This window comes from Chthonomonas sp. (genome assembly GCF_035294505.1).
Classification (GTDB): domain Bacteria; phylum Armatimonadota; class Chthonomonadetes; order Chthonomonadales; family Chthonomonadaceae; genus Chthonomonas.
In genome coordinates, this window is the sequence record NZ_DATGKU010000031.1 from 1 (window position 1) to 11,135 (window position 11,135).

General features: G+C 53.5%; 11 protein-coding genes. 10 read left to right on the forward strand and 1 reads right to left on the reverse strand.

Features of this window, described 5'->3' with window-relative positions:
* Both VKV18_RS01000 and VKV18_RS01005 read left to right on the forward strand, forming a co-directional pair.
* On the forward strand, positions 1-330 hold a 330-nt coding region (locus VKV18_RS01000), incomplete at its 5' end, for a hypothetical protein (RefSeq protein ID WP_324202365.1).
* A 233-nt stretch (positions 331-563) separates the two neighbouring features.
* Positions 564-1,403, forward strand: coding sequence for a hypothetical protein (locus VKV18_RS01005; protein ID WP_324202366.1), 840 nt, complete (start codon positions 564-566; stop codon positions 1,401-1,403).
* A gap of 63 nt (positions 1,404-1,466) precedes the next feature.
* Here VKV18_RS01005 and VKV18_RS01010 read toward each other — a convergent pair whose 3' ends face one another.
* A complete protein-coding gene (locus VKV18_RS01010) occupies positions 1,467-2,783 on the reverse strand; it encodes a DNA methyltransferase (RefSeq protein ID WP_324202367.1) in 1,317 nt (438 codons plus the stop codon).
* 351 nt (positions 2,784-3,134) lie between these two features.
* Here VKV18_RS01010 and VKV18_RS01015 point away from each other — a divergent pair, with 351 nt between their 5' ends.
* The 8 genes from VKV18_RS01015 to VKV18_RS01050 all read left to right on the forward strand — a co-directional run bounded on the left by VKV18_RS01015 (position 3,135) and on the right by VKV18_RS01050 (position 11,132).
* Positions 3,135-4,460 (forward strand): glycoside hydrolase family 27 protein, encoded by a 1,326-nt coding sequence (locus tag VKV18_RS01015; RefSeq protein WP_324202368.1) that lies wholly within the window; start codon positions 3,135-3,137, stop codon positions 4,458-4,460.
* Positions 4,461-4,720: 260 nt separating this feature from the next.
* Positions 4,721-5,392, forward strand: coding sequence for a hypothetical protein (locus tag VKV18_RS01020; protein WP_324202369.1), 672 nt, complete (start codon positions 4,721-4,723; stop codon positions 5,390-5,392).
* 250 nt (positions 5,393-5,642) lie between these two features.
* Positions 5,643-6,662, forward strand: a complete 1,020-nt coding sequence (locus tag VKV18_RS01025; RefSeq protein ID WP_324202370.1) for a hypothetical protein — start codon at positions 5,643-5,645, stop codon at positions 6,660-6,662.
* A gap of 9 nt (positions 6,663-6,671) precedes the next feature.
* A complete protein-coding gene (locus VKV18_RS01030) occupies positions 6,672-7,358 on the forward strand; it encodes a DUF1559 domain-containing protein (RefSeq protein WP_324202371.1) in 687 nt (228 codons plus the stop codon).
* A gap of 239 nt (positions 7,359-7,597) precedes the next feature.
* The gene (locus VKV18_RS01035; protein WP_324202372.1) at positions 7,598-8,437 is read left to right on the forward strand and encodes a glycoside hydrolase family 16 protein; all 840 of its coding nucleotides are present in this window, start codon (positions 7,598-7,600) and stop codon (positions 8,435-8,437) included.
* Positions 8,434-8,661, forward strand: coding sequence for a S4 domain-containing protein YaaA (gene yaaA, locus VKV18_RS01040; RefSeq protein WP_324202373.1), 228 nt, complete (start codon positions 8,434-8,436; stop codon positions 8,659-8,661). Before VKV18_RS01035 ends, yaaA begins: the two co-directional genes overlap by 4 nt.
* Positions 8,658-9,974 carry a DUF58 domain-containing protein gene (locus tag VKV18_RS01045; protein ID WP_324202374.1) on the forward strand — a complete coding sequence of 439 codons (1,317 nt, stop codon included), beginning with the start codon at positions 8,658-8,660 and terminating at the stop codon, positions 9,972-9,974. Before yaaA ends, VKV18_RS01045 begins: the two co-directional genes overlap by 4 nt.
* A 114-nt stretch (positions 9,975-10,088) precedes the next feature.
* Positions 10,089-11,132: a rod shape-determining protein gene (locus VKV18_RS01050; protein ID WP_324202375.1), complete on the forward strand. Its 1,044-nt coding sequence runs from the start codon at positions 10,089-10,091 to the stop codon at positions 11,130-11,132.
* Positions 11,133-11,135: the final 3 nt, after the last annotated feature.

Sequence of the window (11,135 nt, forward strand, 5' to 3'; positions counted from 1 at the left end):
TCCCAAACGTTTGCAGCGCGAGCAGCGATAGCGGATATAGACATAGGTGGGACCGAACTGTCGCATCAAGTAGCCTTGTCGCACCACATCTCGCTGATATATGCGCTGACCACACCGACACCTCAATCCGCGCATCATTGGCTTCTGTTCCTCCATGTCGTTGCCCGTGGCTCCGAAAGGCTCGCGAACCCGCGCAAACGACTTCAAGCGGAGCAGGGGCGCTACCGCCATCGAAGGCTTTCCATAGCGAACCTTCTACTTGAATTATACCACGTCGCGGCCTCTAAAGTTGCCAAGCAAATCTGCACCGCTGACAATGCAGGGCTTTAGCCCGCCGCAAAAAGACAGGCCCTTTAGGGGTAGGTCTTGTGCCTACGCTACTGCGAGAAGCCGCCGGTCTTTAGACCAGGCGGAGTGTTACAGGATGCCTTTGGCGATATCCTTAGGAATTGTGGCAGGAGAATGACAGATAGTTATTGTAGATAAAAATGGACTATCGGCAGGTAAAAAGCTTAGTACCCTACTGCGGCGGTACACCAAGTAAACAAGCCAGGAGCACTCCTATGAATGAGACAAACGAGACAAGACAAAGGCTGTATCAACGATTGATCGAGGGCGTCTTTTGGAGTAGATACAGCGAAGGTGCACGCGAAGTTCCGTTCAGTCGCACGGATTTTGAGCCTATAGCAAAGGATTTAGGCATACCGCTGCCAAAGAATCTAGGAGACATCATCTATAGCTTTCGCTTTAGGCAAACACTACCAAAGTCTATTTTAGACAAAGCACCTCCAGGAACTACCTGGCTTATTAGAGGTATAGGACGTGGACGCTACTGCTTTGTAGCGGCACCTATAGCTACTTTCCTCCCCGACCCAAACCTAGCCGAAACCAGAGTACTAGATGCAACACCGGGAATTGTAGAGATTTATAGTACCAATGACGAGCAATCCTTACTGGCACAAATTCGCTACAATCGGCTTATTGACCTGTTTACAGGGCTGACCTGCTACTCGCTGCAAAACCATCTCCGTACCACGCTCGCCACAGGTTTTCAGGTCGAGACCGACGAAATCTATGTTGGTGTGGATCATCGGGGCGCTCACTTCGTTATACCGGTTCAGGCAAAGTCCACAGAGGATTCTCTTGGTACCGTCCAAGTTGAACAAGATTTTGCGATAGGACGCCTAGCTCGCTTCAAAACCTGCCTATGCCGCCCCATTGGCGCACAACGAGTAGAGAATAACCTGATTGCGCTTATGGAGTTTGAGGAGAATGAAAGCGGTATCCGTAAGATAGCTGAGGTTCATTATAGGCTAGTAAAGCCAGAGTCCCTTTCTCATACAGAGCTTCAGAAGCTACTCTTATCCTATCAGGAACGCCCGTTTTTAAATCGTCGTCTTTAGCACTTCATAGAAAATGGACAGGGAAACGCCGGTTTTTAGGTATATGGGCTAGCTAATATAACTTCACAGACTTCTACCCGGCCATCGTAGGACTACCACCTCCTCTCGTAACTGTTCTCTTGTAGCTGTAGCCATTCGAGTCCGGAACAAGGCAATCTCTTCAAGCTCATAACCAAGCCGTTGGGCAATATCGCCCAAGATTTCGCCGGTTCGAATCATGACCCTTAAGTAGGATGCCTGGTCTCCAACAACATAGGCCAATCGTGCCCCTGGACGCAGGTAAGGCCTAAGCCCTGCAAGGTGCCTTGCCATCCCACCGAAGTAGAGTTTGGCCACCTTGCTGTAGAGACGTTCAAAACCCGACGTCTTCTTAAGAGCCATACGCCGCTCCTCGATCTCCTTTGAGATACGCTCCACTTCTGGGTGACCGGCCACCCATCTATCATCATCATCGTCTTTGTAGACGTTTCGCGTATTAGAGCGAACCAAACCTTGCTTCATCGCTCGCAAATCGGCCTTATCCCTCACGAACCCCAACAGCACCGCTTCGAGTCGGGTTGTCCGCGTGTAGTCTTTCTCATTGGGATAGGGTGGAGACGTGATGACGGCATCTATGGATGACGGCTCCAAAACCTCCTCAGGGTAACGCGCGTCGGCAAGATAAACCTCGGCGGGTACCGTGGCGTTTGCCCAGACCTTATTTAAATCTTGTGCCATCGCATAAATGTTCGTCAGCCATGTTGCAACCACAGGCACATCAGACTTTTGCAGACCAACGCTTACCTCCGGTCCGAAGCGGAGATTCCCTATGCCATAGACCAAAGCCTTCGCCACAGCAAGACGCTCATGCTCGTACAGACGCGCATCATGATGTTTCTCCAAGTGATGCAATAGAACCAGAGTCTTGTGCAAAGGAAGAGGACTAATAGACCCGGTCAACAACAGAGATTCTAGACAAGGTTCCAATGTGCGAAGTGCGCGTCCATTTACAAAACCGCTGCAATCCATTGTATCGTAAATCCCTGTTTCCTCTAAATCTTTATAGGTGGCCTCTGCCACTTTCTCAGCGTGTTGTACTAGCTTTTGGGAGGGGACGCTCCAGTCTACCTTTACCCTCGAGGCAAACTGGGCTACAGGGTTGGCTTCAAGGCCAACACTAGCAATACCGAGTTTCTTGCATTCTACAAGAGTGGTACCTGTACCGCAAAAAGGGTCTAGCACACGGTGTTGCTTATTCAACTCGAATCGCGCGATGTACTCACGAACTAAATGCGGTGGGAAAGAGAGCACAAAACGGTACCATCTGTGCACAGGCACATCTTCAGGAAACACCTTATTGATATCACCATTCACATCTTGTCGGGTACTTAGCTCACTCACCGATTGATCTCCTAAATTATCTGGCTCTCTAGCTCGTCACAACATATGCTGCCGCCCACCGACTCTACCCTGCTATCCTGTTCACCATGCAATCGAGAACCTTTGCGCTCTATTATATAGCACAAGCCCCGGTAAGACAACTCTATCCCTTCGTGTTGGGGGCGGATGCCCATGATACGCTTAGTATGCGAGCACCGAGGCATCGGCAACAGAGCAAGGGGTTGCCACCAAAAGGCTTCTACGTCCGGCACAGGGTGTTATTAAACGTTCGCATGTGCCTCTTGGCAGGAGAATAGACTTCGTATATCGAAACTTCTTTTTATCTCCGAAAGCCTATAGACGAGATCGCTCATGAAAATCTGTCGGTTCATCGCCTTTCTCACTCTGTTGCTGTTTCCTCAAGAAGGCCTCTACCAAAAAGCCGCAAAGGCTCCGAAACCCTTCATGGGCTGGAGCAGCTGGAGCCTCGAAGCCGTGCGCTCCCCAAACTACAACGGTGAGGACTGGCTCACTGCCGAGCACGTTAAAGAGCAGTCCGATGCCATGCACCGCCTTCTGCAAAAATACGGCTATCTCTACATCAATCTCGATTCGGGTTGGAAAGGGGGCTACGATGCCTTTGGTCGCCCTCTGCCCGACCGTAAAAAGTTTCCCGAAGGCATCGCGGCCATCGCACGCTATGTACACCACTACGGCCAAAAACTCGGCATCTACTACACCGTCGGCATATGGGGCGATCTCTACCAAGCCAACCCCAAAATTCTGGGTACCCCCTACCATCTACGCGACATTCTGGTGCAACCGCCCACCCCCGGCAACGGTTGGGTTAACGGCACCTACAAAATAGACTTCTCAAAACCCGCCGCCAAAGCCTACATCGCCTCGATCGCCCAGGAGTTCGCCGAGTGGGGGGTAGACCTTCTGAAACTCGACGGAGTGACCCCTGGCTCCGATCATAACGACCTCTCCATAGACAACCGCGCCGAGGTGGTCGCTTGGGCACAAGCCCTTCAACAGACCGGACGCCCCATTTGGCTTGAGCTTTCCTGGAACCTCGATCCTCACTATGCCGACTTTTGGCAACGTTATGCCAACGGATGGCGCATTAGCGACGATATAGACCGCTACGGCCCCACGTTAACGAGTTGGCCTCAGGTAAAAGCGCGTTTTGAGGCGGCAGCACGGTGGTACCAGAACGCAGGCCCCACCAAAGGTTGGAACGATTTCGACTCGCTGGATATCGGCAACGGCGCCATGGACGGCCTCACCGACGCGGAGCGCCAAACCATGATGACGCTCTGGGCCATCGAGTGCTCCCCGCTCTATACCGGCGACGACCTCGCCCGGCTCGACCCATACGGCCTTCAACTGCTGACCAATGCCGAGGTCATCGCCGTAGACCAGGCCGGCCATCCGGCTCATCCGGTGCGTTTCGGCCCCCAGCAGGTATGGGCCATCCACAACCCCGACGGCAGCTTCCTCGTTGCTCTTTTCAACCTCGACGATCATGCGCCGGCTGCGGTTACCGTCGCCTGGTGGGAGTTGGGCCTTACCGGCCCGGTCAAAGCACACGACCTTTGGAGCCATCGCGATCTCGGCATTTACAACAACTGTTTCACACAGACCCTAGCGCCCCATGCCTGCTGCCTCATGCGCCTAATTCCACAGAAAAATTAACGACCGGCATACCCTAGGCTAGAACAAGCCAGTGAAAGCCGGTCGAAACATAGGCCCCCCGCTATCCTGTTCTTGTTCAAATTCCAAGCGACCATAATGAGAGCTAAATGAAATCTATTTATTGAACTATTAGGGATGTTGACAGTCTTTTGAGTTTGAGATACAATGTTTTATGTATGAAGTTCTAATATCTTTATCCTCATACACGTACCTACATTAGGGGCTAGTTCAAGCAACTGCAGTTAAGAGGAATTCAGAAGATGTATGATGACACTTTCTGCCGTCTCTGTTTTGACGAAGCTTATCGCTATGCCCGCCGTTGTAAGCAACCCGATGAGGATGCAAGGGAGTTCGCTGCAGCGTTTGTGGGGTGCGTGTTGCATTCAAAAGTTGCTTCGGACTTATGGCATTTAAAGCAATACAGAATGATCGCCCTAAGAAACTTTATGGGCAAATGGACCCTCATGTCAAGAAAGCATCAACATGAGTCCTTGCCCGAAGACGAGGCACAGGAGGGGGATGAATCTTATCGCGATGTAATCGCGGACACACCAACTTGTGAGGTAATGAGAAAGGAGTTTTATGAACGCCTCAAAAGAGGGATAGCAAAGCTAACTCCTTCCCAGCAATATCTCATCCAAGAGCATCTTATCGAAGGTGTGCCATTGAAAGAGCTTTTACAGAAAGTGCAAACAGGCGAACGAAAGGTTACCCACACCTATGATGCCCTTAAGAAAGCCTATGCACGTGCTCTGAAGCGGCTTGCCTCCGAACTAACGCGACAGGGCTTTGATTTCGATGAGGCTTCCACATACCTGCCTTATATCCGGCAACTACGGGGGGGGGGGAGCCAAACACTCGACTTAATGATGGTAGTTCTATCCCTCAAAAATTATCAGTCCCCTTTTGCATTGGAAGTTCCTTTTTTTTAGTAAAAGGCAAATTAGGAGGGAACTCGCAGTGTCTGTAGAGTTACGGCCTGTTGGCATCGCATGCAACTTGCAGTGCCAGTACTGTTATCAAAATCCTCAGCGAGATGCTGGAAATATTCGCGCACACTACGATATTACGATATGTCGAAAAGGTTGTGATGTTTCTTACAACCTTCTTCCCACCCAAAACTTTTTGAAACCGTTCAGAAACCTCTTTCGTCTGGACAAAAGAAAGCAAGGAGATATAAAGATGCCTACGGCTGCGATCGGCCAAACCGAGACGGACATTCGCACTCCTCTTAAAGAGAGCCTTTATGCGCTTCTCTTCGGAATATACTTGCTGCTGGCACCCAACTTTGTGCTGAGCAAAACGCGTGGCTACTGGATTACGCCCTGCACCCTGCAGATAACTATTGCACATATACCTTTGCCTGTGGGCCTGTTTCTGCTAGCACTGCCTTTTGCTATTCCTGCTCTCTTGCTTTGGCACAGAGAAAGAGACCTACTAAAGTTAGGCTCTTATCGTGTGTTTCACTATCTCCTCGCCTATCTCTGCGTGGTTGCTTTCTCCTGGTTTCTTATACCGGTAACAGCAAGCGCCTCAGGCTATTTGGACGATGCTATTTGGCCGTTTTCCGGCATCGCTTTTTATCTCACCTTGCGCTACGGCTACACATCCGATAATACAAGCCTGCTGGCCCTCTTCCTTGCACCGTGTTTGTTGCTAAGCTATCTCATTGAATTGAATGCTGATAGTCTTCCTCTCATGACCCATCCATGGGTTTTCCATCTCTTCGCCTGGTTTCCAGGCCTCCTGGCCGGCCTCCTTTGTGTCTGGCTTATTAAACGATATGACAAGCAAAATGTGTACGAACCGAAGCCGTCAAAGCTTTTTCCGGCCGCCTGCTTCGGCTTTATTTTTACTTTAGCAACCCTGCTGCTCCTTATACCGAGTAGCCCGCCCAATGCCGCAAGCGCGCTATTTCATCGCTGTGTTGATGGAGGCCTGGTCGTGGGAGTATGTTTCATCGCAAGCTTCCTGCTTCCCCTTCGGCGCAGCGATCAATGGATACTTTCCGCTCTCATCATGCTTGGGCTAGGATTCCTAACTTGGCGAATCCCATTACCAGGACTTATGATCAACGATGCCGCCCTCTGGTCTGAAATCGGCCTGATCATGCTCGTCTTAATCCTCGTTCGCTGTTGGCATGAAGTAAAAGAAGAGTTGATGAAACTCCCTTACAAGCCTACACACAACAAACCCAAGTAGGAGGCTCCCATGAGACATAGAGTGAAATATTTTGGAGCGTTTACGCTCATCGAATTACTTGCGGTTATAGCCATTATCGCTATATTGGCAGCTCTCCTTTTTCCCGTGTTCGCCAAAGCGCGCGAAAAAGCACGACAGATAGTTTGCTTCTCTAACCTCCACCAAATTGGTCTTGCCGTCGGCATGTATAACCAAGACTACGATGGCTATTTTCCCTATGCCATCAGTCCAATGGAGGTCTACCATAACTTCTGGGCAGAATATAGCCCCTCCTTCGCCGCCCAAGTTCCCTACCTCCCTCAGTTTCACGAGGTGCTGCAACCCTATGTTAAATCGCATCAGGTGTTCGATTGCCCCTCAGATGTCGGCTTCACCGAGATACCTGCTTCCGATGTTAAGAACACTATCCCTCCTTTCTGTCAACTAGATCGCCCCCCTGTTGCGCACCCGTCTAGTTTCGTGCAGTGGGGAACCAGCTACTATTACCAAGTCTATCTTGCCGAAGGCAACTACAGCGACAGCACGTTGCCCAAGCCTGCAGAAACGCTAGTTACGGCGGATGCGGCCGGCACATGGCACGGGCAGGAACCAGGAACACAAAATTGGTATGATTGCCTTTTTGCAGACTACCATGTAAAAGCCGTTAACTGCGCACATGTGCGCAATTACGAGCCAGACCCAGTGTTTAAACCTTAAAAAGTAGGTCTGCTGTGTCGCTGCACGTGCCCACGAGGCGGTATTTGAGATGAGCCTTCACAACGTGGAGGCTCATCTGGCTACGCGCACACTAGGTCGAAGAGATGAAAGCGAAGCCGCTTCGTGGAGACCAAAATTTGTCGCTGCGCGGTATGGGCTTCCATGGCCAAAATCCCAGTCTCCAATTTTGTGCTATCCTAAAAAGGAACGTTTCGATAGACTCTCTAGGAGCTAATGCCATGTGGCGCATTCGATCTAAAGTCCTACCGGTTGCCTTCGTCCTCTCTTGCACTACCCTAAACCTCGTTGCTGCCCGCCCTATCCCTCAAACCGAGGCGGGCGTGAACCATAACGATCAGGCTGACCTCGCCTCCCTCCCGCATGTAACCGACCCGCGAACCCTTGGCTATCACCTCACCTTCGACGATGAGTTCAAAGGCAACAAACTGGACACCTCCAAATGGATCGACTCCTACCCCGATGGCGTGCGCACCCATAGCAACGGAGAACAAGAGTACTATGCGCCCGATGGCTATCGCGTGCGCAACGGCCACCTGGAACTCATCGCCGAACGGCGCTCCATGGGCGGCATGCCCTATACCTCCGGCATCGTCACCACCTACGGGAAGTTCGCGCAAGAGTATGGGTGGTTCGAAATTCGGGCCAAATTCCCGAAAGGGAAGGGCCTATGGCCTGCCTTCTGGCTGCTGCCTGCCGATAAAAGCTGGCCGCCCGAAATAGATGTGCTGGAGATTCTTGGCCATCAACCCAACAAGGTCTACATGACGAACCACTACGTGGGCGAAGACAGCAGCCACGTGGGCGATGGCGGCAACTTCGTAGGCCCCGATTTCTCCGCCGCTTACCACACCTTTGCGCTTCAGTGGCCCCCCACCGCCCTCACCTGGTATGTGGATGGAGTACCCCGATTTCGTACCACGCGCCATGTTCCGCACGTGCCTATGTATCTCCTGGTGAATCTCGCCGTGGGCGGCTATTGGCCGGGCATGCCCGACGATACCACCCACTTCCCTGCCATCATGTATGTGAAGTATGTGCGCGTCTACCAAAAGGGATGAACAGAACCCTCGTGCCCCTGCGAGAAGAATATATCACTTTGGGTCAACTGCTGAAGCTGGTGGGAGCCATCCCTACCGGAGGGGCCGCACGTGCCTTCCTGGCCACCACCACCGTCTACGTGAACGGGGAACCCGAAAACCGGCGCGGACGCAAACTCTACCCCGGTGATACAGTATCGTTCGACAACACAACCTACCTGCTCACCAAAGGAGAGAACCCTTGATCTTTCAACGACGTTGGCTCCTCCTCTTCCTTTTGGGAACCGGCTTCTTCCTCGCCGACGGTCTCCTACCCGGGCTGCGCTGGGTCGGCATCGGCTGGGCATTAGGGCTTATTGCGCTGGCCCTGCTCGATTGGGCGCTTTTGCCCCCAACTTCCGCTTTCGATGTCTATCGTGAGGTAGACGAACGGCTAGCCCTCGACACCCCCGTCCCCGTTCGCCTCACGGTGCGCAACTTCAGCACGCGCCCCCTCCATGTCGAGCTGCTTGATGCCCCGCCGGAAGCGCTCCAAAACGATCTGCCCGACCTCCCCTTTACCCTCCATGTTCCGCCCTCGAGCCGCCAAACGGTGACCTACCATCTCCACCCCAATCGCCGTGGCGACTACGCCTTCGCCGACATCACGGTACGCCTCTTCGGCCGTCTCGGTTTTGTGGGGCGCATCAGCTCTCTTCCGGCCGTGCAGGTGGTTAAGGTCTATCCGGGTCTGCGCGAGCTAGCCCATTTTAACCTGGCGGGCCAACGCCGCCAACTGCAACAGTTAGGCGTGCGTCGCGCCTATCGCCATGGCATCGGTAGCGAATTTGAGAGCCTGCGCGACTACGTGCCCGACGACGAAATTCGCCATATAGACTGGAAGGCCACCGCACGCAAAGGACACCTCGTAACCCGTCAGTACGAGCTGGAACGCTCCCAAAATATCCTGATTATGCTGGATGTGGGGCGCACCATGTGGGGAGAGCTGGAGGGACGGGCGAAAATAGATTATGCCATCCAAGCCGCCCTCCTCTTGGCCTATGTGGCCTCCTTCTTCGACGATAGGGTAGGGCTGCTCGCCTTCTCGAACCGCATCCATACCTTCCTCCCGCCACGTCGCGGGCGCCAACAGAGCTATGCCGTTCTCGAAGCCCTCCACAACCTCTACGCCGATCTCCAAGAGCCGAACTACCGGGCCGTTTTCCATTTTCTCGAAGGGCGCTGGCCACGCCGCTCTTTGCTGATCTGCTTCACCGATCTTTGGGACCCCGTCTCGGCCCGCACCCTCATCTCCACCCTTGCCGCCCAGCAGCCACGCCACCTGCCCGTCGCCGTCACCCTGCTTAACACCACTTGGGTGCGCGCCCGTGAGCAGCCGCCAGAAAGCGCCGAGGCGATCTTTCAAAAGGTCGCCGCCCTCGAAACCCTTCAGCAACGCGAACAAGCCCTGCGCCTATTGGCGCAAAAAGGGGTTTTAGTGGTAGATTCTTCTGCGGAGAAACTGTCGGTCGAGCTGGTGAACCGTTATTTGGAGATCAAAGAGCGCATGTTGCTCTAAATAGCAGGGGGATTCAAATTTTGCAAATCTGTCGTAAAAATCCTATTTTCTAATTCAGGTGGATTGTGTCATAATGTATGAGATTGCGAGCCGAGCCTGGGGAGACGTAGAGCTGTGCTTACTTTACTGCGCGAGACGCTAGGGCGCTTCTCTCGTGATATGGGGATCGACCTGGGAACCGCCAACACGCTGGTGCATGTGCGGGGTAAGGGCATCCTCCTGCGTGAGCCTTCTGTAGTGGCCATTGCCACCGATACCGGAAAACCCATCGCTGTTGGGGAAGAGGCCAAACGGATGTTGGGCCGAACGCCCAGCAGCATCGTTGCTATTCGCCCGCTGCGCGACGGAGTGATCTCCGACTTCGAGCAGACCGAGGCGATGATCCGCTACTTCATTCAAAAGGTCTACCGCCGAAACGCTCTTTTGCCGCCGCGGGTGGTTATTGGCGTCCCTTCCGGCGTCACGGAGGTTGAAGAGCGCGCGGTCATCGAGGCTACCAGAAAAGCAGGTGCGCGCGAAGCCTACACCATCGAGGAGCCGATGGCCGCGGCCATCGGTGCCGGTCTGCCCGTCTCCGAAGCGACCGGCTCGATGATTGTGGACATCGGTGGCGGCACCACCGAAGTGGCCGTCATCTCTCTGGGAGATATTGTGGTGAGCCGCTCCGTGCGCGTGGCCGGCGATGAGATAGATGAGGCCATTGTGAACTATGTGCGCCGCACCTACAACCTCTCCATCGGAGACCGCATGGCCGAAGAGGTGAAGATCGCCATCGGCTCCGCCTATCCATCCGGCCCCGATAAACAGTACGAAGTGCGCGGGCGCGACCTCCTTTCTGGGCTTCCACGCAGCGCCCTGCTCACCAGTTGCGAAATCCGCGAGGCCATTCAAGAGCCGGTTCACACCATTGTCGAAGCTGTGAAAATGACGCTGGAAAGCACCCCCCCAGAGCTTGCTGCCGACATCTATGAACAGGGCATTACCCTTGCCGGAGGCGGTGCTCTTTTGGAAGGGTTGGATAAACTGCTGGCCCGTGAAACCTGCATGCCCGTCCACATCGCTCCAGACCCGCTATGCTGTGTGGTGTTGGGCGCCGGCCGCTTCCTAGAAGAGCTAGAAGCCAACCCCGCCATGCGTCGTGCCCTTCGAGGGCGCTAGCCC

Bases quoted from the DNA above. Each gene is read 5' to 3' on its own strand.
- VKV18_RS01005 (WP_324202366.1), top strand. From the start codon at position 564: ATGAATGAGACAAACGAGACAAGACAAAGGCTGTATCAACGATTGATC.
- VKV18_RS01015 (WP_324202368.1), top strand. From the start codon at position 3,135: ATGAAAATCTGTCGGTTCATCGCCTTTCTCACTCTGTTGCTGTTTCCT.
- VKV18_RS01020 (WP_324202369.1), top strand. From the start codon at position 4,721: ATGTATGATGACACTTTCTGCCGTCTCTGTTTTGACGAAGCTTATCGC.
- VKV18_RS01025 (WP_324202370.1), top strand. From the start codon at position 5,643: ATGCCTACGGCTGCGATCGGCCAAACCGAGACGGACATTCGCACTCCT.
- VKV18_RS01030 (WP_324202371.1), top strand. From the start codon at position 6,672: ATGAGACATAGAGTGAAATATTTTGGAGCGTTTACGCTCATCGAATTA.
- VKV18_RS01035 (WP_324202372.1), top strand. From the start codon at position 7,598: ATGTGGCGCATTCGATCTAAAGTCCTACCGGTTGCCTTCGTCCTCTCT.
- yaaA (WP_324202373.1), top strand. From the start codon at position 8,434: ATGAACAGAACCCTCGTGCCCCTGCGAGAAGAATATATCACTTTGGGT.